Origin of the sequence: Pantoea sp. Cy-639 (assembly GCF_011752525.1) — a bacterium.
In the GTDB taxonomy this organism is placed as follows: Bacteria; Pseudomonadota; Gammaproteobacteria; order Pseudomonadales; family Pseudomonadaceae; genus Aquipseudomonas.
The window spans coordinates 173,051-196,781 of record NZ_VWXI01000003.1; the positions used below are offsets into that span (position 1 = coordinate 173,051).

Genomic DNA, 23,731 nt, shown 5'->3' on the forward strand with positions numbered 1-23,731 from the left:
CGGCTCGTCAGCGGCGCACAGCGCTGTCTTGCGGCTCGTCGGCGGCCAACTGGCGCACGGCGATGTAGCGCTCGCTGCGGCGGGTGCGGTCGTTCACCTGGCCGACCAGCTGACCACAGGCGGCGTCGATGTCGTCGCCGCGAGTGGTGCGGGTGGTGACGTTGAAGCCACCGTGGTGCAGCAGATCCTGGAAGCGGCGGATGGCGTTGTTGCTAGGCCGCTCGTACCCCGAATGCGGGAACGGATTGAAAGGGATCAGGTTGATCTTGCACGGCACGTCGCGCAGCAGCTCGATCATCTGCGCGGCATGCTCGGGCTGGTCGTTGACGTCCTTGAGCAGGGTGTACTCGATGGTCAGCACACGCTTGCCACCCAGGGTCGACATGTAGCCCATGCACGACTCCAGCAGCATCTTCAGCGGGTACTTCTTGTTGATCGGTACCAACTGGTTGCGCAGCTCGTCGTTGGGTGCGTGCAGCGACAGGGCCAGGGACACGTCGATGTGCTTGGCCAGCTCGTCGATCATCGGCACCACGCCCGAGGTGGACAGGGTGACGCGACGCTTGGAAATGCCATAGCCCAGATCTTCCATCATGATCTTCATGGCGGCGATGACATTGTCGAAATTCAGCAGGGGTTCGCCCATGCCCATCATGACCACGTTGGTGATGGCGCGGTCGATCTTGGCCGGGACGGTCCCGAAGGATTTGTTCGCAAGCCACACCTGGCCGATCACTTCGGCGGCGGTGAGGTTGCTGTTGAAGCCTTGCTTGCCGGTGGAGCAGAAACTGCAGTCCAGGGCGCAGCCGGCTTGCGACGACACGCACAGGGTGCCGCGATCGTCGGTAGGGATGTAGACGGTCTCGACGCAGCTGCCGGAGGCAACGCGGACCACCCACTTGCGGGTACCGTCGGCGGAAATGTCTTCACTGACCACTTCCGGGCCCCGAATCTCGGCAACGGCCTCGAGCTTTTCACGCAGGACCTTGCCGACATTGGTCATGGCGGCGAAATCATCGACGCCAAAATGGTGAATCCATTTCATCACCTGCCCGGCGCGGAAGCGCTTCTCCCCGATTGAGTCGAAGAACTGTTCCATTTCCGCCAGGGTCAGCCCCAGCAGGTTGATCTTGCCAGTAGATGTCGTCATGGATTCACCCTCACACCCGTAAGCTTTCGCTTAGCGAGTGGTTACCTCGGTAGCTGCGAAGAAGTAAGCGATTTCGCGAGCGGCAGCGGCTTCGGAGTCCGAACCGTGAACGGCGTTGGCGTCGATCGACTCGGCGAAGTCAGCACGGATGGTGCCGGCAGCAGCTTCTTTAGGGTTGGTGGCGCCCATCAGCTCACGGTTGGCCAGAATGGCGTTTTCGCCTTCCAGAACCTGAACAACGACTGGACCGGAGGTCATGAAGGCAACCAGGTCGCCGAAGAAGCCGCGCTCTTTGTGCTCGGCGTAGAAGCCTTCGGCTTCGGCCTTGGACAGCTGCTTCATTTTCGAAGCGACGACGCGCAGGCCGGCTTTCTCGAAGCGAGTGGTGATCTCGCCGATGACGTTCTTGGCAACGGCGTCAGGCTTGATGATGGAGAAAGTACGTTGAACAGCCATGGAAAACTCCAGAAATATGAGTGTTGCGAAAAATTAAACCCGCGAATTATACGCGGGTTCCAGGGGATTGCCTAACCTGCAGCGTGCGCTCAGTCGGCTTCGTCGATCCAGGCCGCCTGGATGGCCTCGAGCACCTTCTCGCCGCCACGCGACGGATCGTCGCTGAATTCTGGCAGGGCCAGCACCCAGCGGTGCAGATCGACGAAATTCACGTAACGAGGATCGACCTCAGGCTTGCTTTCGGCAAGCTGGATGGCGATCTCAAGTACATCAATCCATTTCAGGCTCATGCGGACAGACCTCAGTGCGGCGCTTCGGCGGCGTGGTTGAGCGAGTACTTGGGAATCTCGATGGTCAGGTCCTCGTCGCCGACGATCACCTGGCAGGCCAGGCGCGACTGCGCTTCCAGGCCCCAGGCCTTGTCCAGCATGTCCTCTTCGAGCTCGTCGGCTTCCTCGAGCGAGTCGAAGCCTTCGCGCACGATGCAGTGGCAGGTGGTGCAGGCGCACACGCCGCCACACGCACTTTCCATCTCGATGTGGTGTTCGTGGGCCAGCTCCAGGATGTTGGTGCCCGGCTCCACTTCAACCACCAGCCCGTCCGGGCAGAACTTCTCGTGCGGCAGGAAAATCACCTGGGGCATCGGTTACTCCTCGATCTCATTCAGGTTGCGCCCGGCCAGTGCGGCTTTGACCGTCGAATCAAGGCGACGGGCGGCAAATGCATCGGTCACCTGCGACAGACGCTTGGTCTGCTGCTCGATGGCGGCGCCATCGGTGCCAGTGAGCAAATCACGCAGTTCTTGCATCTGGAAAGCGATCGCCTCGCGCTCATCGCTGCTGAGCAGGCGCTCGCCGTCGGCGTCCAGGGCACCCTGCACCGCTTCGAGCAGGCGCTCGGCATCGACCTGATGCTCGCGCAACTGCCGGGCATGCTTGTCGGAACCGGCATGCTCGAAGGAATCCTTGAGCATGCGCGCGATCTCGCCGTCGGTCAGGCCGTAGGACGGCTTGACCTGGATGCTCGACTCCACGCCCGAGCCCAACTCGCGCGCCGAGACACTGAGCAGGCCATCGGCGTCGACCTGGAAGGTCACGCGGATCTTCGCCGCGCCGGCGACCATCGCCGGAATGCCGCGCAGCTCGAAGCGCGCCAGCGAACGGCAGTCGCTGATCAGCTCGCGCTCGCCCTGCAGCACATGGATCATCATGGCCGACTGGCCATCCTTGTAGGTGGTGAACTCCTGGGCGCGGGCCACCGGAATGGTGGTGTTGCGCGGGATCACCTTCTCCATCAGCCCGCCCATGGTCTCAAGCCCCAGGGACAGCGGGATGACGTCGAGCAGCAGCAGCTCGCCGCCTTCGCGACGGTTGCCAGCGAGGGTGTCGGCCTGGATCGCGGCGCCGATGGCCACCACCTGGTCCGGGTCGATCGAGGTCAGCGGGGCACGGCCGAACAGCGCGCCAACGGCTTCGCGCACACGCGGTACACGGGTCGAGCCGCCCACCATCACCACCGCGCCCACCTCCTCCAGCTCGATGCCACTGTCGCGCACGGCGCGGCGGCAGGCCTTGAGGCTGCGGGCCACCAGCGGCTCGATCATCGCCTCGAAGGCGGCGCGGCTCAGCTCGCCCTGCCAGGCGCCATGGCTGACAGCGACTACGTCGGCGTCGGTCAGGGCTTCCTTGGCAGCGCAGGCGGCCTGCAGCAGCTGGCGCTGAGTGGCCGGGTCGAGATCGGCGGACAACCCCGCCTGCTCGATGATCCAGCCGGCAATGGCATGGTCGAAGTCATCGCCGCCCAGGGCGGTATCGCCACCGGTGGCCAGCACCTCGAAGACACCGCCGGTCAGGCGCAGGATGGAAATATCGAAGGTACCGCCGCCCAGGTCGTAGATCGCCACCAGGCCTTCGGCGTTCTGGTCCAGGCCATAGGCCACGGCAGCCGCGGTCGGCTCGTTGAGCAGGCGCAGCACGTTCAGGCCGGCCAGGCGCGCGGCGTCCTTGGTGGCCTGGCGCTGGGCGTCGTCGAAGTACGCCGGCACGGTGATCACCGCACCGACCAGCTCGCCACCGAGGGTGTCCTCGGCGCGCTGACGCAGCACCTTGAGAATGTCGGCCGACACTTCCACCGGGCTCTTCGGCCCCTGGACAGTGTCGATGAACGGCATGTGCGACTCACCGCCGACGAAACGGTACGGCAGCTGCTCGCCCAATTGCTTGACGTCCGCCAGGCCACGCCCCATCAGGCGCTTGACCGACAGGATGGTGTTCAGCGGGTCGCTGGAGGCAGCGTCGCGCGCAGCCTGGCCGACTTCGCTGCGACCTTCCAGGTAACGCACGGCCGATGGCAGGATCAGCTGGCCCTGAGCATCGGGCAGCGGCTCGCTGCGCCCGCTGCGCACGGCGGCGACGAGAGAGTTGGTGGTGCCCAGGTCGATGCCCACCGCCAGGCGGCGCTGGTGCGGCTGGGGGCTCTGACCGGGTTCGGCGATCTGCAGTAGGGCCATGCTTGTCTGGGTACCTTAGGCGTCATCACGGGCGACGCCGGGATTAATCGTCGAGGCGCTCTTCGAGTTGGCGCACTTCTTGGGCGAGCTTGTCGAGGAACTGCATGCGGCGCATCAGGCGCTCGGCCTGTTCGCGCTGGCTTGCAACATCCCAGCAGGCGGCGAAATCCTCGTTGAGCTTGTCCTGGGCAGCCTTGAGGCGCTTCTTGAACACGGCAACGCCGTCGAGGTCGGCTTCGTCCTGCAACTCTTCGAGCTCTTCGCGCCACTGCATCTGCTGCAGCAGGAAGTCCGGGTCATGGACCGTGACTTCCTGAGGCACTTCATGGCCACCGATGGCCAGCAGGTAGCGGGCGCGACGAGGCGCGCTGCGCAAGGTCTGGTAAGCGTCGTTGAGCGCCGCCGACTTCTCCAGCGCAATGCGTTGCTCACGCTCGGAGGCATCGGCGAAACGATCCGGATGGACCTCGCGCGCCAGCTCGCGATAGCGCGTGGCCAGCTTGTCGAGGTCCAGGCTGAAGCCCGGCTGCAGGTCGAACAGGGCAAAATGGCAAAGAGTACCCACGGGCTGCCTCAAACGTTGAAGCTTTCGCCGCAGCCACACTCACCGCGCACGTTGGGGTTGTTGAACTTGAAGCCTTCGTTCAACCCTTCCTTGACGAAGTCCAGCTCGGTGCCATCGAGATACACCAGGCTCTTCGGGTCGATGATGACCTTCACGCCATGGTTCTCGAACACCTGGTCCTCTGCGGCCAGCTCGTCGACGAACTCCAGCACGTAGGCCAGGCCCGAGCAGCCGGTGGTGCGCACGCCCAGGCGAATACCCTCACCCTTGCCGCGCCCGTCGAGGGAGCGGCGAATGTGGTTGGCGGCGGCTTCTGTCATGCTGATAGCCATCGGAACTCCTTACCTTGCGTCAGGCGACTCAGATCAAGCCTTTCTTCTGCTTGTAATCGCGAACGGCTGCCTTGATGGCATCTTCGGCGAGTACCGAGCAGTGGATCTTGACCGGCGGCAACGCCAGTTCTTCGGCCAGTTGGGTGTTCTTGATGGTCTCGGCCTCGTCCAGGGTCTTGCCCTTCATCCACTCGGTGGCGAGGGAGCTGGAGGCAATGGCCGAACCGCAGCCGTAGGTCTTGAACTTGGCGTCTTCGATGATGCCTTGCTCGTTGACCTTGATCTGCAGGCGCATCACGTCGCCGCAGGCCGGGGCGCCGACCATGCCGGTACCGACATCCGGGTCCTCGGCGTTCATCTTGCCGACGTTGCGCGGGTTTTCGTAGTGGTCGATGACCTTTTCACTGTATGCCATGGTGCAATTCCTTCCTCATCAGGGAGCCGCTCTTGCCGGCGACTGCTTAGTGGGCGGCCCACTCGATCTTGGAGATGTCGACGCCGTCTTTGTACATGTCCCACAGCGGCGACAGTTCACGCAGCTTGTTCACTGCCTTGCAGACTTCCTGCGCGGCGTAGTCGATTTCTTCTTCGGTGGTGAAGCGGCCGAAGGAGAAACGGATCGAGCTGTGCGCCAGTTCGTCGTTGCGGCCCAGGGCGCGCAGGACGTAGGACGGCTCGAGCGAAGCGGAGGTGCAGGCCGAACCGGACGAGACGGCGATGTCCTTGAGCGACATCAGCAGCGATTCGCCTTCGACGTAGTTGAAGCTCAGGTTCAGGTTGTGCGGCACACGGGCGGTCTGGCTGCCGTTGACGTACAGCTCCTCGAGGTTGGACACCTGCTTGAAGAAACGGTCGCTCAGGGCCTTGATGCGCACGTTTTCCGCGGCCATTTCCTGCTTGGCGATGGCGAAGGCCTCGCCCATGCCGACGATCTGGTGGGTCGGCAGGGTGCCCGAACGCATGCCGCGCTCATGGCCACCGCCGTGGATGATGGCTTCCAGGCGCACGCGCGGCTTGCGGCTGACGTACAGCGCGCCGATGCCTTTCGGGCCGTAGACCTTGTGCGCCGAGAACGACATCAGGTCGACCTTGAGCTTCTGCACGTCGATCTCGACCTTGCCGGCCGACTGGGCGGCGTCGACATGGAACAGCACGCCACGCGAGCGGGTCAGCTCGCCAATGGCGGCGATGTCGTTGATCGAGCCGACTTCGTTGTTCACGTGCATCAGCGAGACCAGGATGGTGTCGTCACGCAGGGCAGCCTCGACCATGGCCGGGGTGACGATGCCGTCTTCGCCCGGCTCCAGGTAGGTGACCTCGAAACCTTCACGCTCGAGCTGGCGAGCGGTATCCAGGACCGCCTTGTGCTCGATCTTGGAGGTGATGATGTGCTTGCCCTTGGTCTGATAGAAGTGCGCCACGCCCTTGAGGGCGAGGTTGTCGGACTCGGTGGCACCGCTGGTCCAGACGATCTCGCGCGGGTCGGCGTTGATCAGCTCGGCGACCTGGCGACGGCCGTTCTCGACCGCTTCCTCGGCCTTCCAGCCGAACACGTGGGAGCGCGAGGCCGGGTTACCGAAGTTCCCGTCGACCAGCAGGCACTCGGCCATCTTCTGGGCAACGCGCGGGTCGACCGGGGTGGTCGCGGAGTAATCGAGGTAGATCGGCAACTTCATGGAGTATCTCCTATCAGGCGGTGGCGTCGCTCGTCGCTGTTCTCAGTCGACGGCGGACGTCTCAATCTTGTCCAGCTGGGCGGTACGGCCTGCGACGCGGCGCAGGTCCTGACGCTGGGCGACTTCCTGCACCTCGCGGCGCATGACGAGGTCGGCCAGGCTGATGCCACTGAGGAATTCATGGATCTGCTGGCTGAGATCACACCACAGGTGGTGGGTCAGGCAGGTATCACCGGCGTGGCAATCCCCCAGGCCCTGGCAGCGGGTGGCATCGACCGATTCGTTGACCGCGTCGATGACCTGGGCCACCTGGATGGTTTCCATGCCCCGCGACAGCTGGTAGCCGCCGCCTGGGCCGCGAACGCTGGAAACCAGGCTGCTGCGGCGCAGCTTGGCGAACAGCTGCTCCAGATAAGAGAGGGAAATGCCCTGGCGCTCGGAAATATCGGCCAGAGACACCGGCCCATGCTGCGCGTGCAACGCCAGGTCGAGCATGGCGGTCACGGCGTATCGGCCTTTGGTAGTCAGTCGCATGGCGTATGGGTACCACGGGAGTTACAGGATGTGTGCGAGTATGCGATTCCCGAGCATTTAAGTCAACTATTAGACCTAGTGCTTTAGTCGGGTATGCATGCGGGAGGCGGGCGCGAGTTTAGCAGACAAGGGGCGCGAGCACACGCCCCTTGTGTCGGGCCGGCCTGATCAATGCGACTGAGTGTCGCCCTGCTTCGCCTCGGCGCAGGTCTCGGCAAAGTCATCGGCCGGCAGTGCCGGCAGCTCCTTGGCACAGTAGTCACTGCCCATCCGGGTCAACGCGCCACACATGCCCTCGAGGCGCTCGTCGACGGCCTGCAGGTGGTCGAGCATCTGGCCAATGGCACGTGCCACCGGGTCCGGCATGTCGCCACTGACGCCGTAGGCGTCGAAACCGATCTTCTCGGCCATGGCCTTGCGCCGGGCCTCCACCGAATCATCCTCGTTCTTGACGATGATCCGCCCTGGGATGCCGACCGCCGTGGCACCCGCCGGCACCGCCTTGGTCACCACCGCATTGGAGCCGATCTTGGCCCCGGCACCGACGGTGAACGGCCCCAGCACCTTGGCCCCGGCACCGACCACCACGCCGTTCTCCAGGGTCGGGTGGCGCTTGCCTTTGTTCCAGCTGGTGCCGCCCAGGGTCACGCCCTGGTACAGCGTGACATCGTCGCCGATCTCGGCGGTCTCGCCAATGACGATGCCCATGCCATGGTCGATGAAGAAACGCCGGCCAATCGTCGCGCCCGGGTGGATCTCGATGCCGGTCAGCCAGCGACCGAAGTTCGACACCAGCCGTGCCAGCCACTTGAAGTCGCGCTTCCACAACGCATTGCCCAGGCGGTGCAGCCAGATCGCGTGCATGCCCGGGTAGCAGGTCAGCACCTCGAAGGCATTGCGCGCAGCCGGGTCGCGATGGAAAACGCTCTGGATATCTTCACGCAGACGCTCGAACATCTTTCAGTCCTTCCGTTTATGCGGCTCGCCCCGTGCGACTTTCTGGGTCTCGGTGAGGATGCCGCGCAAAATGCTCATTTCCGAACGATTGACCGAGCTGCGCCCATACAGCCGACGCAAGCGCGGCATCAGGTGCTTGGGCTTCTCCGGATCGAGGAAGCCGATGTCCACCAGGGTCTTCTCCAGGTGCTCGTAGAACAGCTCCATTTCGTCCATGGTCGCCAGCTCGTTGCTGCGCAGCGAGTTGGCATCGAACTTCTCGACTTTCGAGGGCGCGCCTTCGGCTGCCAGCCAGGCCATGCGCACCTCGTAGGAGAGCACCTGGACCGCGGCGGCAAGGTTCAGCGAACTGAAGTCGGGGTTCGAGGGAATGTGCACGTGGAAGTGACATCGCTGCAGTTCTTCGTTGGTCAGGCCGGCGTGCTCGCGCCCGAACACCAGGGCGATCTCTTCGCCGCCGCAGGCATGCTCCACGGCCTTGGCCCCGCATTCACGCGGGTCGATCAGCGGCCAGGGAATGCTGCGCTCACGAGCGCTGGTGCCCATGACCAGGCTGCAGCCGACCAGGGCGTCCTCGAGGCTGTCGACCACCTGGGCATTGGCCAGGATGTCGTCGGCACCCGAGGCACGCGCGGTGGCATCGCCGGACGGGAACTCTTTGGGCTGCACCAGCACCAGACGCGACAGGCCCATGTTTTTCATGGCACGCGCAGCGCCGCCGATATTGCCGGGGTGGCTGGTATTGACCAGAACAACACGAATATTCTGCAACAAGGTGTTGAGCTCACGGAGTAGGGATAAAGGGGCAAACGATCTTACAGAAGCGACGGACGTAACGCCACGAATGCACATGTCACCCTTCTGCCGTCGCGGATTTCTGATAGACTATGCGGCTTTCCTCTTTAACATCCCCAGGTGAAACGCCCATGCAGCCTATGCTGAATATCGCCCTGCGCGCCGCTCGCAGCGCCAGTGAACTGATTTTCCGCTCCATCGAACGCCTGGACAGCATCAAAGTCGACGAAAAGCAGGCCAAGGACTACGTCTCCGAGGTCGATCGCGCCGCCGAGAAAGTCATCGTCGACGCCCTGCGCAAGGCCTACCCGAACCACTCGATCCAGGGTGAAGAGACCGGCCTGCACGCCGGCAGCGGCGAAGAAGGCAAGGACTACCTGTGGATCATCGATCCGCTGGACGGCACCACCAACTTCCTGCGTGGCGTTCCTCACTTCGCCGTCAGCATCGCCTGCAAATACCGCGGCCGTCTCGAGCACGCCGTGATCGTCGACCCGGTTCGCCAGGAAGAATTCACCGCCAGCCGTGGCCGTGGCGCCCAACTCAACGGCCGCCGCATCCGCGTCACCTCGCGCAGCAGCCTGGAAGGCGCCCTGCTGGGTACCGGCTTCCCGTTCCGCGACAACCAGATGGCCGACCTGGACAACTACCTGGGCATGTTCCGCGCCCTGACCGGCCAGACCGCCGGCATCCGCCGCGCCGGCTCCGCCAGCCTGGACCTGGCCTACGTGGCCGCCGGCCGCTTCGACGCCTTCTGGGAGTCGGGCCTGTCCGAGTGGGACATGGCCGCGGGCGTGCTGCTGATTCAGGAAGCAGGCGGCCTGGTGAGCGACTTCAACGGTGGTCATGACCACCTCGAGAAGGGCCACATCGTCGCTGGCAACATCAAGTGCTTCAAGGCCGTGCTGACTGCCATCCAGCCGCACCTGCCCGAGCACCTGAAGCGCTAAGCGCTGATTGGCACACAAAAAAAGCACCCTCGCGGTGCTTTTTTTGTGTCTGCGCCCCAATCGCCCCTCCCGGCAGGAGCGGCCTACAGGAAAGCAGGCCTCAGCGCGCTCACTGTCCCGGCTGGTTCTGGCTGAGGATCAGCTTGCCGTTCTTGTCCAGCGGAATGGTCGAGCCCGGCTCGCGATCCATCTTGATCTTGCCGACCTGATCACCGATGGAATAAGTCACGTTGTAACCCACCACCTTCTCGCTGAGGTCATTGACCGTGTTGCAGCGAGTCTGGGTAGTCGTGGTGGTGTCACGCTCCTGCATGTACTCCTGGGTCTTGTTGCCGGCATAGCCGCCACCGACCGCACCGGCCACGGTGGCGAGCTTGCGGCCGTTGCCGCTACCGATCTGGTTGCCCAGCAGGCCGCCGGCGAGCGCACCGACCACGGTGCCGGCAATCTGGTGCTGGTCCTTGACCGGCGCCCGGTGCGTCACCACCACGTCCTTGCAGACCTGACGCGGCGTCTTGATGGTTTCCTTGATCGGCTGCACGTCGGTGACCTGAGCATACTCAGGGCCTTTGTTGACCAAGCTGTAGGTCGCTACAGCACCCCCGGCAGTCACACCGACAGCCCCCAGCACCGCACCCACCAGCATTGATTTGTTCACGTGAACCTCCTAGTCATACCCGCGGGATCTGGGCCCGCTTCAGTCCCAGCCTTGGAGCAAAAAAAAAGGCGCGAGTTCAACACTCGCGCCTCTCTTTTCACCATTTGGCGTAGGACAAGTCCTTACGGACGGTCGTCCACACCATCGGTTTTAGCCGGCGGGATGAGGTCTTCGCTGCTCAGGTTCAGCCAGATCAGCACCACGTTGGCGATGTAGATCGACGAGTAGGTACCCGCCATGACACCGATGAACAGGGCCAGGGAGAAGCCGAACAGGTTGTCGCCGCCGAAGAACAGCAATGCGGCGATGGCCAGCAAGGTCGACACCGAAGTGGCGATGGTGCGCAGCAGGGTCTGGGTGGTCGAGACGTTGATGTTCTCGATCAGCGAGGCCTTGCGCATCACCCGGAAGTTCTCGCGCACCCGGTCGAACACGACGATGGTGTCGTTCAGCGAGTAGCCGATGATCGCCAGCACCGCCGCCAGCACCGTCAGGTCGAAGGTGATCTGGAAGAACGACAGGATGCCCATGGTCACCACCACGTCGTGCACCAGCGAGACGATGGCGCCGACCGCGAACTTCCACTGGAAGCGGAAGGCCAGGTAGATGAGGATGCCGCCCAGGGCCAGGAGCATGCCCATGCCGCCCTGGTCGCGCAGCTCTTCACCCACCTGCGGGCCGACGAACTCGACGCGCTTGAGCGTTGCCGGGTTGTCGCCGCCCGCCTTCTGCAAGGCTGCAGCGACCTTGTTGCCCAACTGCGGGTCATCGCCCGGCATGCGCACCAGCAGGTCGGTGGTGGCGCCGAAGCTCTGCACCACGGCCTCGTGGAAGCCGGAGTCGACCAGCTCGGCACGTACCGCCTTGAGGTCCGCCGGACGCTCGTAGGTGAGCTCGATCAGCGTACCGCCGGTGAAGTCCAGGCCGAAGTTCAGACCCTTGTGCCACCAGCTGAACAGCGCCAGCACGGTGAGGAGCACGGTGACGGCGAACGCGACATTGCGCACGCCCATGAAGTTGATGGTTTTCATCGCAGCTCCCTCAAACCCACAGCTTCTTGATGTCACGCCCGCCGCAGGTCAGGTTGACCATGGCACGGGTCACCATGACGGCGGTGAACATCGAGGTGAAAATCCCGAGGGACATGGTGACCGCGAAGCCCTTGACCGGACCGGTACCCATGGCGAACAGGATGCCACCGACCAGCAGGCTGGTCAGGTTGGCGTCGATGATCGCGGTGTAGGCACGGTTGAAGCCTTCGTGGATGGCGCGCTGCACCGACATGCCGGCTTTGAGCTCCTCGCGGATACGCGAGAAGATCAGCACGTTGGCGTCGACCGCCATACCCATGGTCAGCACGATACCGGCGATGCCCGGCAGGGTCAGCGTCGCGCCCAGCAGCGACATCAGCGCCAGCAGCAGGATCATGTTGCCGGTCAGGGCGACGGTGGCGATCACGCCGAAGCCGCGGTAGATGGCGATGATGAACAGCGACACGAACAGCATGCCCCACAGGGACGCGTCGATACCCTTGGTGATGTTGTCGGCACCCAGGCTCGGGCCAATGGTACGTTCTTCGGCGAAGTACATCGGCGCGGCCAGACCACCGGCACGCAGCAGCAGGGCCAGTTCGGAGGACTCGCCCTGGCCGTTCAGGCCGGTGATGCGGAACTGGCTGCCCAGCGGCGACTGGATGGTCGCCAGGCTGATGATCTTCTTCTCTTCCTTGAAGCTCTGCACCGCGACGTCTTTCTCGACGCCATCGACAGTCTGCTTCTCGTAGCGGGTCACCGGCTTCTGCTCGATGAAGATCACCGCCATGCTGCGACCGACGTTGGTGCGGGTGGCGCGGCTCATCAGCTCGCCGCCATGGCCGTCGAGGCGGATGTTCACCTGTGGGCGACCGTGCTCGTCGAAGCTGGCCTGGGCGTCGGTGACCTGGTCACCGGTGATGATCAGGCCGCGTTCGACCGCAGCGGAGCGGCCGCCCTCGCGGAACTCGAACACCTCGGTGGTGGCCTTGGAAGCGCCCGGCTCGGCGCCGAAGCGGAACTCCAGGTTGGCAGTCTTGCCGAGGATACGCTTGGCCTCGGCAGTGTCCTGCACGCCCGGCAGCTCGACCACGATGCGGTTGGCGCCCTGGCGCTGGACCAGCGGCTCGGCCACGCCCAGCTCGTTCACGCGGTTGCGGACGGTGGTCAGGTTCTGCTTGATGGAGTATTCGCGGATCTCGGCGACCTTGGCCTGGGTCAGCGCCAGGCGCAGCACGGCGAGCTCGTTGCGCTCTGTGGTGGTCAGGTCGAAATCATTGAAATTCTTGCGGATCAGGCTACGGGCCTGTTCGCGGGTAGCGTCGTCGGCGAAGCCCAGCATGATGCCGCCGTCCTGCTGAGGCAGGCTGCGGTAGCGGATGCGCTCTTTGCGCAGCAAGGTCTTGACCTCGCCTTCGTAGACTTTCATGCGCGCGGTCATGGCCTTGTCCATGTCCACTTCCAGCAGGAAGTGCACACCACCGGACAGGTCCAGGCCGAGCTTCATCGGGCTGGCACCCAGGTTGCGCAGCCACTGCGGGGTGGTCTGGGCCAGGTTCAGGGCCACGACGTAGTCATCGCCGAGCGCCTTGCGCACCACATCCTTGGCCGGAAGCTGGTCTTCCTGGTTGGTCAGGCGCACCAGCGCACTGCCCTTCTCGCCCAGGCTGCCGCCCTTCACGGTGATCCCGGCATCGGCCAGCGCCTTGGTGGCACGGTCGAGGTCGGCCTGGCTGACATGCAGCGCGGAACTGGCACCGCTGATCTGCACCGCCGGATCATCCGGATAGAGGTTGGGAGCGGAATAAATAAAACCGATCGCCAGCACCACCACGATCAGCAGGTATTTCCACAGAGGGTATTTGTTCAGCATCACGCCGCCCGTTCAAGACGCGGGGCGCTTTGCGCGCCCCGACTGGAAAAATGAAACCGGTAACTCAGATAGCCTTGAGCGTACCTTTTGGCAGGGTCGCGGCAATGGCGCCCTTCTGGAACTTCAGTTCGACGGTGTCGGACACTTCCAGGACCACGAAGTCATCGGAGACCTTGACGATCTTGCCGGCGATACCACCGTTGGTGACCACTTCGTCACCTTTCTGCAAGTTGCTCAGCAGGTTCTTCTGCTCTTTGGCACGCTTGGCCTGCGGGCGCCAGATCATCAGGTAGAAGATGACCAGGAAGCCGACCAGGAAGATCCATTCGAAGCCGGTACCGGCAGGGCCGGCGGCAGGGGCTGCAGCGTCCGCGTAGGCGGCGGGAATCAAGAAGCTCATTGGGCACTCCTAATGTAATTTTCTAATAATGGATGCGAACAGTCAGTCCAAGGGCGGCACAGGCAGCCCGCGCTTGGCATAGAAGGCGTCGACAAAGGCGGCCAATTTACCCTGTTGAATAGCCTCGCGTAAACCGGCCATCAAGCGCTGGTAATGGCGCAAGTTGTGGATGGTATTCAGCATGCTGCTCAGCATTTCGCCGCACTTGTCCAGATGATGCAGGTAAGCGCGGGAGAAGTTGGTGCAGGTATAGCAGTCGCAGGTCGGATCCAGCGGCGAATCATCGTGGCGATGGAACGCGTTGCGGATCTTGATCACCCCGGTGTCGACGAACAGATGGCCGTTGCGCGCATTGCGCGTGGGCATCACGCAGTCGAACATGTCGACGCCGCGGCGCACACCCTCTACAAGATCCTCCGGCTTGCCTACCCCCATAAGGTAACGAGGTTTGTCAGCCGGCATCTGCGCAGGCAGATAGTCCAGCACCTTGATCATCTCGTGCTTGGGCTCGCCCACCGACAGACCACCAATGGCCAGGCCATCGAAGTCGATGTTGACCAGCGCCTCCAGCGAACGCATGCGCAGGTCCTGGTACATACCGCCCTGGACGATGCCGAACAACGCCGCGGTGTTGTCGCCATGGGCGTTCTTCGAGCGCTGGGCCCAGCGCAGCGACAGCTCCATCGAGGTGCGCGCCACGTCGTGCTCGGCCGGGTACGGGGTGCACTCGTCGAAGATCATCACGATGTCCGAGCCCAGGTCACGCTGGACCTGCATGGACTCTTCCGGCCCCATGAACACCTTCGAGCCATCCACAGGCGATGCGAAAGTCACGCCCTCCTCCTTGATCTTGCGCATGGCGCCCAGGCTGAACACCTGGAAACCACCGGAATCAGTGAGGATAGGGCCTTTCCATTGCATGAAGTCGTGCAGGCCGTTGTGCTTCTTGATGACCTCGGTGCCCGGGCGCAGCCACAGGTGGAAGGTGTTGCCGAGGATGATCTCGGCGCCGATGGCCTCGATGTCACGCGGCAGCATGCCCTTGACCGTGCCGTAGGTGCCCACCGGCATGAACGCCGGGGTCTCGACGGTGCCACGGGGGAAGGTCAGCCGACCGCGACGGGCCTTGCCGTCGGTGGCCAGCAGTTCGAACGACATTCGACAGGTGCGACTCATGCTTGATCCTCTGGGCCGCGTGGCGCCGGATTGCGGGTGATGAACATGGCATCACCGTAACTGAAGAAGCGGTAACCGTGTTCGACCGCCGCCGCGTAGGCAGCCATGGTCTCGGGGTAACCGGCGAAGGCCGAGACCAGCATCAGCAGCGTGGACTCCGGCAGGTGGAAGTTGGTGACCAGGGCATCGACCACGTGGAACGGCCGGCCCGGGAAGATGAAGATGTCGGTGTCGCCGCTGAATGCCTTGAGCTCACCGTCGCGCGCCGCGCTCTCCAGCGAGCGCACGCTGGTGGTGCCGACGGCGATCACCCGCCCACCGCGCGCACGGCAGGCCTGCACGGCATCGACCACATCCTGGCTCACTTCGAGCCATTCCTTGTGCATGGTGTGGTCTTCGATCTTGTCGACCCGCACCGGCTGGAAGGTGCCCGCGCCCACATGCAGGGTGACGAAGGCCCGCTCGACGCCCTTGGCGGCGATCCTCTCCAGCAGCGACTCGTCGAAGTGCAGGCCGGCGGTCGGCGCCGCCACGGCGCCGGCGCGCTCGGCGTAGACGGTCTGATAGCGCTCGCGGTCGGCGCCCTCGTCGGGGCGGTCGATGTATGGCGGCAACGGCATGTGCCCAACGCGTTCGAGCAGTGGCAGCACCTCTTCGGTGAAGCGCAGCTCGAACAGCGTGTCGTGACGGGCGAGCATTTCGGCCTCGCCGCCGCCATCGATGAGGATCACCGCGCCTTCCTTCGGCGCCTTGCTGGCGCGTACGTGGGCCAGCACGCGGTGGCTGTCGAGCACGCGCTCGACCAGCACCTCCAGCTTGCCGCCAGAGGCTTTCTGGCCGAACAGCCGCGCGGGGATCACCCGGGTGTTGTTGAACACCATCAGGTCGCCGGGGCGCAGGTACTCGAGCAGGTCGGTGAATTGCTTGTGGGCCAGTTCGCCGCTGGGGCCGTCGAGCACGAGCAGGCGGCTGCCGTGACGCTCGGCCAGGGGGTGGCGGGCGATCAGGGAATCGGGGAGTTCGAAGGAAAAATCGGCGACGCGCATGATGATGTTCGGGTTCGACAGGGCCGGGAAGTTTAGCCCAATGCGTGAAAATTGACCATGAAAGCCGATTGACCGGCTTGGGTGACCTCTCTATACTGCGGCGCCTAAGCCCTGATGGCGGAATTGGTAGACGCGGCGGATTCAAAATCCGTTTTCGAAAGGAGTGGGAGTTCGAGTCTCCCTCGGGGCACCAAGATCCAGAAAAAACCGACCTTATGGTCGGTTTTTTTGTGCCTGGGATTTGCCCCCTGCCCAGCTACGAGCACCAGACAGATTTTCTGAGCTGCCTATACGGCAGTGAACCCTGGGCATGACAGTTCAAGGCATTCTGTGCTTTTCTGAGCTGCCTATACGGCAGCTCAGAAACTGTCAGCCAGCCGCGCCCAGGCCGAGATTTTGTTCACTACCGTGCAGTCAGCCCAGCGTATCAAGTGCAGGTTCAAGGCCGCAGGAGAGGGTCTCCTTACACCCATAGAGCACACCGTGCCCCCGAGGAAGCAAACTGTGGAGCTACACCACCGCCCCGTCACAATCGACGACATTCCCACCATCTGTCAGTTCCCACAGGGACCAGACGAACTGTTCTACATGTTCCCCAAGGCCACCTATCCGCTGACACCTGCACAACTGGCCGACACCATCGCCCAACGCAGCGGCTCGACGGTGATCGAGGGCGATGGCGTCATCGTTGGCTTTGCCAACCTCTACAAAGCGCAATACCGCGGCATCTGCGCGCTCGGCAATGTAGTGGTGGCACCGGCTGCACGGGGCAAGGGCGTGGCGCGTTAACTGGTGCAATGCATGATCGCACTGGCCCGCGAGCAGTTCGCGGCACAAGAAGTGTGGGTATCGTGCTTCAACCACAACACCGCGGGGTTGCTGCTTTATCCGCAACTGGGCTTTGTGCCGTTCGGAATCGAAGAGCGACGAGCAGCGGATGGTAGCCGGGTGGCGCTGGTGCAGATGAAGTTGCAGGCGAACGGCTGACCCCGTTCAATTCGACGCTGCATGTGGCTGAGCCAGCAGGTCGATGCCCAACGCACGAATAACCTTGAGCACCGTGTCGAATCGTGGCTTGGCGCCAGGAACGAACGCCTTGTACAGGCTTTCTCGCCCCAGGCCTGTCTGCTTGGCGATCTGCGACATGCCCCGTGCCCTGGCGATGTGGTTCAGGGCGCGAAGAATCTCATCGCTGTCACCGTCGGCCAGCACCTGGCTGAGGTACTCACTGATTGCCGCATCGCTGTCCAGCAGTTCGGCCATGTCGAAAGGGGTGATTGTTTCGCTCATTCCAGCTCCTTTGCCAACGCCATCGCCTTGAGGATATCGCCAGCCTGTGAGGATTTATCACCCCCCAGCAACAGCAGGATCAACCGGCTCTGCCGACGAGTGAAATAGACCCGGTAGCCACCCGATACATCGATGCGCAGCTCACTGACGCCTTCACCGATGTATTGGCAGTCACCAGGATTACCCAGCCCCAACCGCTCGATACGTCGCATGATGGCTATTCGCGCACGCAGGTCCCGCAGGTTCAGGAGCCAACGGGTGAAACGGGTCGTTTTCTCGATTTGGTAGGTCACCAAGCCCTCCAAAATGTATCCCAACAGATACAAACGATCAACTCGGCAAGCAGCCGTACGTCGGTTGCCTGAGGCTGCAAACCTTGCCTTGAGCCGCTGTTCACAGCTATTCGGCAGATTCCCAAGCGACTGTGGGAGCCGTCATCGAATAGCAGCTCCCAGAGCTTGTGCAGAATCTGCAGCCCCGCGCCAAGACCTCATCGACATGAAAACTCTCCTCGCCCGCCAATAGCGCCTGGCGGTCAAGACCTTCGGCTACATCGGCTGCTGTTGGCGAGAGACGCGTACGTTGCGGGGGACGCTGCTGAACGATTCGCGCAGCTTTGCGCGGCAGGTACTGGCCCGGGAGCACCAGGCCGGGCGGCTGGATAGCATTCGCCTGGCGCGGCTGGAGTCGACGTGGCACCGGCTGGCGCCGGTGCCTACAGGGGTAACGCCGGCCTAAGCCCTGACATACCGCTGGCGCAGCACATCGCTGAAGGCATCCACCAGCAGCACCAGCACCAGCATGGCGATGATCACCGTACTGGCCTGGGCCTCCTGGAACAGGCTCAGGGTGGTGTAGAGCATCTGCCCCAGCCCGCCCGCACCGACAAAGCCCAGCACGCTGGCCATGCGGATGTTGTTCTCCCAGCGGTACAGGCTGTACGCCAGTAACTGCGGCCACAGGTTGGGCAAGGTACCGAAACAGAACGCCGTCACCTGGCTGCCGCCCTGCAGGCGGATCGCCGCTGCTGGCTCTGGCGGGGCATTCTCCAGCGCCTCGGCGAACAAGCGACCGAGCACACCGGCGGTATGCAACGCCAGCGCCAGCGTGCCGGCATTGGGCCCCAGGCCAGCCGCCAGCACCGTCAATGCCGCCCAGACCAGCTCGGGAATCGCCCGCAATGCATTGAGCAGCAACCGCGCCGCGCCTTGCAACGGCCAACCGAAACGGCCGGCCGCCGGCAGCGCCAGCAGCAGGCCAAGCACCATCGCCAGCAAGGTGCCAAGGCCAGACATGGCCAGGGTTTCCAGCGCTCCCCGGCCCACCGCGCGCAGGTGCTCGAGCGACAGGTCCGGATGCAGGAAGCGCTCGGCATACTCGGCCATCTGCCCCAGACCGCCGTCACCCACCAGGGCGTGCAGATCCAGTTGCAGATAACCGAACGAAGCCACCACTGCGGCGGCGATGCCCAGCAGCACCAGCAGGTTGATCGCGCGACTCATGCCAGCCTCCCGCGCAGGAAGCGGCTGAGCAGGTCGGCCAGCACCACCAGCCCGAGGAACGCCAGCAGCATGCTCGCCACCTGGTCACCGGCGAACATGCGCATCGACAGGTCGATCTGCTGCCCCAAGCCACCGGCACCGACGAAGCCCATCACCACCGAAGCGCGCACGGCGCATTCCCAGCGATAGACGGTGTACGACACCACCTCGGCCGCCGCGTTGGGCAGGATGCCATAGCAGAACGCCGCCAGCCGGCCGCTGCCGGCCTGCAACAGGGCATGGGCCGGGCGCTGGTCGACCGACTCGAAGATCTCCGCATAGACCTTGCCGAGCATGCCGCTGTAGGTGATGGCGATGGCCAGCACCCCGGCAGTCGGCCCCAGGCCCACGGCACGCACGAACAGCAGCGCCCAGACGATCTCCGGCACGCTGCGCAGGAACACCAGCAGGCCGCGCACCGGCAAGCGCAGGGTGCGTGACCAGAAGCCCGGACGCCCGCCGCGGGAGGCCGCGCGCAGCGACAGGGCGCGGCTGGCCAGCAAGCTGGCCGGCAGCGCCAGCAGCAGCGCCAGGGCCATGCCGGCCGTGGCAACGGCCAAGGTCTGCCGGGTGGCCTCCCACAACAAGGCCAGGAACTCGCGGTCGTGGGCCGGCGGCCAGAAACCACCGACGAAACTGGCCATCTGCTGACGGTTCTCCGCCTGCAGCAGCACACCAGGGTTCAGCTCGCTCAGGGACAGCCCCGGCCACAGCAGGGCCAGGCACAGCAGGGTCAGCAGCAGGCGGGGCAGCGCCGCGGGGTCGCGGGTCTCGGTGCTCAGCATCGCGGGATCTGCACCGTCAGGGTCGTGCCGGCCGAGACCGGCGAAGCCAGTTGCTCGTTGGCGTAGAGCGCCTCCAGCAAGCCTTCGGTCACTGCCTCGGCCGAGCAGTCAAAAGCTACCTGGCCTTCACGGATACCGATAACCCGGGGAAAGTGCGCCAGCGCCAGGTCCACCGCGTGCAGGCTGGCGACCAGCGTCACGCCGTGGGCCTGGGCATGGCGGTTGAGCAGCGCCAGGCTATGGTCGGCCAGCACCGGGTCCATCGCCGAGACCGGCTCGTCGGCCAGCAGTACTTCCGGGCGCTGGTACAACGCCCGGGCGATGCCGACCCGCTGCAACTGGCCACCGGACAACTGCCCGCACTGGACGAACAGCTTGTCCGCCAGCCCCAGTTCGGCGAGCGCCTGGCGCGCCCCTGGCACATCGCTCGGATGCAGCAGGTTGAGCAGTCCGTGCAACGTGCCCCACTGCCCCAGGCGCCCGGCCAGCACCGCCGTCACCACCCGTTGGCGCGGCGGCAGAGGGGGGGCCTGGTGCACCAGCGCCACCCGCGAGCGCAAACGCTGACGAGCGCGCGCCGACAACGCCCAGGGCTGGGCGTCGAGCAGCGTCAGTTCGCCGCCGCTGGGTTGCACGGCGGTGGCCATCAGGTGCAGCAGGCTGGACTTGCCAGCCCCCGACGGGCCGATGATCGCCACCCGTTCACCCTTGTCGATCCGCAGATCCACAGCGTTCAGGGCCTGGACCTGGCCGTGGCGCAGGCTGGCCCCTTGCAGACGAATACTCACTTGAGCAGACCGGCCTCGCGCGCGGCTTGCTCGGTGCCCGCGTAGTTCTCAGGCTTGGTCTCGATGAAACGGCTGGCGGCCTGCAGGTCGAGGATCGCCTTGTCGGCCGGCTTGGCCGGATCCAGGGCGAGGAAAGCCTGCTTGATCTTCTCCTTGAGCGCCGGATCCATGTTGCCGCGCACGGTCCAGTTGTAGTCGAAGTAGGTCGGGGTGGTGGCGAACACCTTCACCTTGCTGGTGTCGACCTTGCCGGCATCGACCAGTTTCTGCCACACGCTGGCGTTGAGCACGCCGGCGTCGACCTTGCCGGCCTGCACCCAGGCCACGGTGGCGTCGTGGGCACCGGAGTAGGCGACGCGACTGAAGTAGCTCTCAGGCTTGATGTTGTCTTGCTTGAGCATGAAGTAGCGCGGCATCAGGCTGCCGGAGGTGGACGAAATCGAGCCGAAGGCGAAGGTCTTGCCCTTCAGGTCGGCCAGGCTCTTCACGTCCGGGTTGGCGGTGATGAACTTGGAGGTGAACTGGGCGTCCTGTTCACGCTGCACCAGCGGCGTCGCGGTCGGGTCCTTCAAGTGCACCTGGACGAAGGTGAAACCACCCAGCCAGGCCATGTCCAGGCGGTTGCTGGCCAGCGACTCGACCACCGCCGGATAGTCGGAGACCGGCACGAACTGCACCTTCATGCCCAACTGCTGCTCGAGGTATTCGCCCAGCGGCTTGAACTTGCGCAACAGTTCGGTCGGCGCTTCATCGGGAATGGCGCTGACGCGCAGTACATCGGCGGCCTGGGCCAATACCGCGCAGCAGGACAGCGCAAGGCCGGCAGCGAGTGCCAGAGGGCGTTTGAACATGGGGGTTCTCCGGTTCAATAGCGGGGAAGATTTCGGTGTCGCATCGCGCAGCAGCCCGCTCCCACGTGCAGAACGCAGCGTCGTGGGAGCGGGCTTGCCCCGCGATGCCTGATGACGAGGGAATTATAAGAGGCGCAGGCGCAAAGGCCAGCTTTGCTACAATCGCCCATCACGAAAATCCCGAGGTGCGTAATGAGCGAGCCGATTCGTCTGACCCAGTACAGCCACGGCGCCGGCTGTGGTTGCAAGATCTCTCCCAAGGTGCTGGATGTGATCCTCGCCGAAAGCGGCACGCAGGCGCTCGATCCGAACCTCTGGGTCGGCAACGCCTCGCGCGACGACGCAGCGGTCTACGCCCTGGACGAGGAACGCGGGGTGGTCTCGACCACCGACTTCTTCATGCCCATCGTCGACGACCCGTACGACTTCGGCCGCATCGCCGCCACCAACGCCATCAGCGACATCTACGCCATGGGTGGCGACCCGCTGATGGCCATCGCCATCCTCGGCTGGCCGGTCAATGTGCTGCCGCCGGAAGTGGCCCGCGAAGTGATCCGCGGCGGCCGCGCAGTGTGCGCCGAAGCCGGCATCCCGCTGGCCGGCGGCCACTCCATCGACGCCCCCGAGCCGATCTTCGGCCTGGCCGTCACTGGCGTGGTGAGCAAGCGCCACCTCAAGCGCAACGACACCGCCAGCGTCGGCTGCAAGCTCTACCTGACCAAGCCGCTGGGCATCGGCATCCTCACCACGGCCGAGAAGAAGGCCAAGCTGCGCGAACAGGACCAGGGTCTGGCCCGCGACTGGATGTGCACCCTCAACACCCCCGGCAGCCGCTTCGGCAAGCTCGACGGCGTCAAGGCGATGACCGACGTCACCGGTTTCGGCCTGCTCGGCCACCTGGTCGAGGTCGCCGAAGGCAGCGGCCTGACCGCGCGCCTGCAGTTCGATGCCGTGCCGCGCCTGCCCAGCGTCGACTACTACCTGGCCGAGGGCTGCATCCCCGGTGGCACCCTGCGCAACTTCGACAGCTACGGCCACAAGATCGGCGCGCTGAACGACGACCAGAAGCACCTGCTGTGCGATCCGCAGACCAGCGGTGGCCTGCTGGTGGCGGTCACCCCCGAGGGCGAAGGCGAATTCCTCGCCGTGGCCGCCGAACTGGGCCTGCAACTGGCGCCGATCGGCGCGCTGGTCGAGCGACAGAGCCACGCGGTCGAGGTGATCTGATGCGCCCCGACTGCACCGAGCTGAAACAGCTGTTCCTCGACGACGTGCCGCTGATGGACATGCGCGCCCCGGTCGAGTTTGCCAAGGGCGCCTTCCCCGGCGCCATCAACCTGCCGCTGATGACCGACCAGGAGCGACAGAAGGTCGGCACCTGCTACAAGCAGCAGGGCCAGGCCGCCGCCATCGCCCTCGGCCACCAACTGGTCAACGGCGCGCTGAAGCAGCAGCGCCTGGAGGCCTGGACGGCCTTTGCCCAGGCTCATCCCGACGGCTACCTCTATTGCTTCCGTGGCGGCCTGCGTTCGCAGATCGTCCAGGGCTGGCTCAAGGAGGCCGGTATCCAGTACCCGAAGGTGGTCGGTGGCTACAAGGCGATGCGCAACCTGCTGCTGGACACCACCCAGCACGCGGTCGAGCAGTGCGACTTCGTGCTGGTGGGCGGGCTCACCGGCACCGGCAAGACCGACGTGCTGCTCCAGCTGGACAACGTGCTCGACCTCGAAGGCCACGCCAACCACCGCGGCTCCAGCTTCGGCAAGCGCGCCACCGCGCAGCCGGTGCAGATCGACTTCGAGAACGCCCTGGCCATCGACGTGCTGAAGAAACGCGCCCGCGGCATCGAGCAGTTCGTGCTCGAGGATGAAGGGCGTATCGTCGGCAGCTGTTCGGTGCCGCTGGAGCTGTACCAGGGCATGCAGCAGTACCCGCTGGTGTGGCTGGAGGACAGTTTCGCCAACCGTGTGGAACGCATCCTGCGCGACTACGTGATCAACCTTTGCGCCGAGTTCATCACGGTGCACGGCGAGGAAGATGGCCGCCGGCTGTTCGCCGAGCGCATGCGCCAGAGCATGGCCAATATCCACAAGCGTCTTGGCGGCGAGCGCTTCCAACGCTTGTCGGCCCTGCTCGGGCAGGCGCTGGACGAGCAGTTGCACAGCGGCGACGTGAGCCTGCACCGGGGCTGGATCGAGGGGTTGCTCAACGAGTACTACGACCCGATGTACGCCTACCAGCGCGAGGCCAAGGCCAGCCGCATCGAGTTCGCCGGCGACGGCGTGGAAGTGCGCGAATACCTCAAGGCCCGGGCGCTTCGCCAACGCCACAGCGCCTGAGAACACCGTCGGCAGGAGTGCACATGTCG

General features: G+C 64.4%; 29 protein-coding genes and 1 tRNA gene. 6 read left to right on the top strand and 24 right to left on the bottom strand.

Going from position 1 to position 23,731, the window contains the following annotated elements:
- Positions 1–7: 7 nt before the first annotated feature.
- From rlmN to trmJ, 12 genes are all read right to left on the bottom strand, one after another.
- The gene (gene rlmN / locus F3J43_RS05175; RefSeq protein WP_166883749.1) at positions 8–1,150 is read right to left on the bottom strand and encodes a dual-specificity RNA methyltransferase RlmN; all 1,143 of its coding nucleotides are present in this window, start codon (positions 1,148–1,150) and stop codon (positions 8–10) included.
- A 30-nt stretch (positions 1,151–1,180) separates the two neighbouring features.
- Positions 1,181–1,606 carry a nucleoside-diphosphate kinase gene (gene ndk, locus F3J43_RS05180; RefSeq protein ID WP_023630072.1) on the bottom strand — a complete coding sequence of 142 codons (426 nt, stop codon included), beginning with the start codon at positions 1,604–1,606 and terminating at the stop codon, positions 1,181–1,183.
- Positions 1,607–1,695: 89 nt separating this feature from the next.
- Positions 1,696–1,896, bottom strand: coding sequence for a Fe-S cluster assembly protein IscX (gene iscX, locus F3J43_RS05185; protein WP_016713204.1), 201 nt, complete (start codon positions 1,894–1,896; stop codon positions 1,696–1,698).
- 11 nt (positions 1,897–1,907) lie between these two features.
- Complete coding sequence (gene fdx, locus F3J43_RS05190) at positions 1,908–2,249, bottom strand: ISC system 2Fe-2S type ferredoxin (RefSeq protein WP_134689986.1); 342 nt, start codon at positions 2,247–2,249, stop codon at positions 1,908–1,910.
- Between the two features lie 3 nt (positions 2,250–2,252).
- Positions 2,253–4,115, bottom strand: coding sequence for a Fe-S protein assembly chaperone HscA (hscA, locus tag F3J43_RS05195; RefSeq protein ID WP_166883750.1), 1,863 nt, complete (start codon positions 4,113–4,115; stop codon positions 2,253–2,255).
- A 43-nt stretch (positions 4,116–4,158) separates the two neighbouring features.
- Complete coding sequence (gene hscB, locus F3J43_RS05200; protein ID WP_166883751.1) at positions 4,159–4,680, bottom strand: co-chaperone HscB; 522 nt, start codon at positions 4,678–4,680, stop codon at positions 4,159–4,161.
- An 8-nt stretch (positions 4,681–4,688) separates the two neighbouring features.
- Positions 4,689–5,012, bottom strand: coding sequence for an iron-sulfur cluster assembly protein IscA (gene iscA, locus F3J43_RS05205; RefSeq protein WP_023630636.1), 324 nt, complete (start codon positions 5,010–5,012; stop codon positions 4,689–4,691).
- 28 nt (positions 5,013–5,040) lie between these two features.
- Complete coding sequence (gene iscU, locus F3J43_RS05210) at positions 5,041–5,427, bottom strand: Fe-S cluster assembly scaffold IscU (protein ID WP_007929523.1); 387 nt, start codon at positions 5,425–5,427, stop codon at positions 5,041–5,043.
- 46 nt (positions 5,428–5,473) lie between these two features.
- Complete coding sequence (locus F3J43_RS05215) at positions 5,474–6,688, bottom strand: IscS subfamily cysteine desulfurase (protein WP_166883752.1); 1,215 nt, start codon at positions 6,686–6,688, stop codon at positions 5,474–5,476.
- A 42-nt stretch (positions 6,689–6,730) separates the two neighbouring features.
- Positions 6,731–7,222 carry a Fe-S cluster assembly transcriptional regulator IscR gene (gene iscR, locus F3J43_RS05220; RefSeq protein ID WP_008092572.1) on the bottom strand — a complete coding sequence of 164 codons (492 nt, stop codon included), beginning with the start codon at positions 7,220–7,222 and terminating at the stop codon, positions 6,731–6,733.
- 168 nt (positions 7,223–7,390) lie between these two features.
- Positions 7,391–8,179, bottom strand: a complete 789-nt coding sequence (cysE, locus tag F3J43_RS05225) for a serine O-acetyltransferase (RefSeq protein ID WP_166883753.1) — start codon at positions 8,177–8,179, stop codon at positions 7,391–7,393.
- Between the two features lie 3 nt (positions 8,180–8,182).
- Complete coding sequence (gene trmJ, locus F3J43_RS05230) at positions 8,183–8,953, bottom strand: tRNA (cytosine(32)/uridine(32)-2'-O)-methyltransferase TrmJ (RefSeq protein ID WP_166883754.1); 771 nt, start codon at positions 8,951–8,953, stop codon at positions 8,183–8,185.
- 152 nt (positions 8,954–9,105) lie between these two features.
- Between trmJ and suhB the strand changes: the two genes are divergently transcribed.
- Positions 9,106–9,924 (top strand): type III secretion system regulator SuhB, encoded by an 819-nt coding sequence (gene suhB / locus F3J43_RS05235; RefSeq protein WP_166883755.1) that lies wholly within the window; start codon positions 9,106–9,108, stop codon positions 9,922–9,924.
- 109 nt (positions 9,925–10,033) lie between these two features.
- Here suhB and F3J43_RS05240 read toward each other — a convergent pair whose 3' ends face one another.
- The 6 genes from F3J43_RS05240 to queA form a co-directional block, all read right to left on the bottom strand.
- Complete coding sequence (locus F3J43_RS05240) at positions 10,034–10,582, bottom strand: glycine zipper 2TM domain-containing protein (RefSeq protein WP_166883756.1); 549 nt, start codon at positions 10,580–10,582, stop codon at positions 10,034–10,036.
- Positions 10,583–10,704: 122 nt separating this feature from the next.
- Positions 10,705–11,613 (bottom strand): protein translocase subunit SecF, encoded by a 909-nt coding sequence (secF, locus tag F3J43_RS05245; protein WP_166883757.1) that lies wholly within the window; start codon positions 11,611–11,613, stop codon positions 10,705–10,707.
- Between the two features lie 10 nt (positions 11,614–11,623).
- Positions 11,624–13,486, bottom strand: coding sequence for a protein translocase subunit SecD (secD, locus tag F3J43_RS05250; protein ID WP_166883758.1), 1,863 nt, complete (start codon positions 13,484–13,486; stop codon positions 11,624–11,626).
- Between the two features lie 64 nt (positions 13,487–13,550).
- Positions 13,551–13,886: a preprotein translocase subunit YajC gene (gene yajC / locus F3J43_RS05255; protein WP_008092587.1), complete on the bottom strand. Its 336-nt coding sequence runs from the start codon at positions 13,884–13,886 to the stop codon at positions 13,551–13,553.
- A 42-nt stretch (positions 13,887–13,928) separates the two neighbouring features.
- Entirely contained in the window at positions 13,929–15,044 is a 1,116-nt protein-coding gene (tgt, locus tag F3J43_RS05260; protein ID WP_162144435.1) for a tRNA guanosine(34) transglycosylase Tgt, read from the bottom strand.
- Positions 15,045–15,058: 14 nt separating this feature from the next.
- Complete coding sequence (gene queA, locus F3J43_RS05265) at positions 15,059–16,108, bottom strand: tRNA preQ1(34) S-adenosylmethionine ribosyltransferase-isomerase QueA (RefSeq protein ID WP_166883759.1); 1,050 nt, start codon at positions 16,106–16,108, stop codon at positions 15,059–15,061.
- A gap of 108 nt (positions 16,109–16,216) precedes the next feature.
- Between queA and F3J43_RS05270 the strand changes: the two genes are divergently transcribed.
- The 3 genes from F3J43_RS05270 (at position 16,217) to F3J43_RS23775 (ending at position 17,095) form a co-directional block, all read left to right on the top strand.
- Positions 16,217–16,301 (top strand) — tRNA-Leu (locus F3J43_RS05270).
- A gap of 311 nt (positions 16,302–16,612) precedes the next feature.
- Positions 16,613–16,897: a GNAT family N-acetyltransferase gene (locus F3J43_RS23770; protein WP_205297651.1), complete on the top strand. Its 285-nt coding sequence runs from the start codon at positions 16,613–16,615 to the stop codon at positions 16,895–16,897.
- Between the two features lie 12 nt (positions 16,898–16,909).
- A complete protein-coding gene (locus tag F3J43_RS23775; RefSeq protein ID WP_205297652.1) occupies positions 16,910–17,095 on the top strand; it encodes a hypothetical protein in 186 nt (61 codons plus the stop codon).
- Between the two features lie 6 nt (positions 17,096–17,101).
- Here F3J43_RS23775 and F3J43_RS05280 read toward each other — a convergent pair whose 3' ends face one another.
- The 6 genes from F3J43_RS05280 to F3J43_RS05310 all read right to left on the bottom strand — a co-directional run bounded on the left by F3J43_RS05280 (position 17,102) and on the right by F3J43_RS05310 (position 21,363).
- Positions 17,102–17,398, bottom strand: coding sequence for an addiction module antidote protein (locus F3J43_RS05280; RefSeq protein WP_166883760.1), 297 nt, complete (start codon positions 17,396–17,398; stop codon positions 17,102–17,104).
- Positions 17,395–17,691, bottom strand: a complete 297-nt coding sequence (locus tag F3J43_RS05285) for a type II toxin-antitoxin system RelE/ParE family toxin (RefSeq protein WP_166883761.1) — start codon at positions 17,689–17,691, stop codon at positions 17,395–17,397. Before F3J43_RS05285 ends, F3J43_RS05280 begins: the two co-directional genes overlap by 4 nt.
- Positions 17,692–18,132: 441 nt before the next feature.
- A complete protein-coding gene (gene phnE / locus F3J43_RS05295; protein ID WP_166883762.1) occupies positions 18,133–18,900 on the bottom strand; it encodes a phosphonate ABC transporter, permease protein PhnE in 768 nt (255 codons plus the stop codon).
- On the bottom strand, positions 18,897–19,724 hold the full coding sequence (locus F3J43_RS05300) for a PhnE/PtxC family ABC transporter permease (protein WP_166883763.1): 828 nt from the start codon (positions 19,722–19,724) through the stop codon (positions 18,897–18,899). The genes phnE and F3J43_RS05300 overlap by 4 nt, the downstream gene beginning before the upstream one ends.
- Positions 19,718–20,512 (bottom strand): phosphonate ABC transporter ATP-binding protein, encoded by a 795-nt coding sequence (locus F3J43_RS05305; protein WP_166883764.1) that lies wholly within the window; start codon positions 20,510–20,512, stop codon positions 19,718–19,720. The genes F3J43_RS05300 and F3J43_RS05305 overlap by 7 nt, the downstream gene beginning before the upstream one ends.
- Positions 20,509–21,363: a putative selenate ABC transporter substrate-binding protein gene (locus F3J43_RS05310; protein ID WP_166883765.1), complete on the bottom strand. Its 855-nt coding sequence runs from the start codon at positions 21,361–21,363 to the stop codon at positions 20,509–20,511. The genes F3J43_RS05305 and F3J43_RS05310 overlap by 4 nt, the downstream gene beginning before the upstream one ends.
- A 192-nt stretch (positions 21,364–21,555) precedes the next feature.
- On the opposite strand from F3J43_RS05310, the gene selD reads away from it, so the two are divergent.
- A complete protein-coding gene (selD, locus tag F3J43_RS05315; protein WP_166883766.1) occupies positions 21,556–22,590 on the top strand; it encodes a selenide, water dikinase SelD in 1,035 nt (344 codons plus the stop codon).
- On the top strand, positions 22,590–23,702 hold the full coding sequence (gene mnmH, locus F3J43_RS05320) for a tRNA 2-selenouridine(34) synthase MnmH (RefSeq protein WP_166883767.1): 1,113 nt from the start codon (positions 22,590–22,592) through the stop codon (positions 23,700–23,702). Before selD ends, mnmH begins: the two co-directional genes overlap by 1 nt.
- The last annotated feature ends 29 nt before the right edge of the window (positions 23,703–23,731 follow it).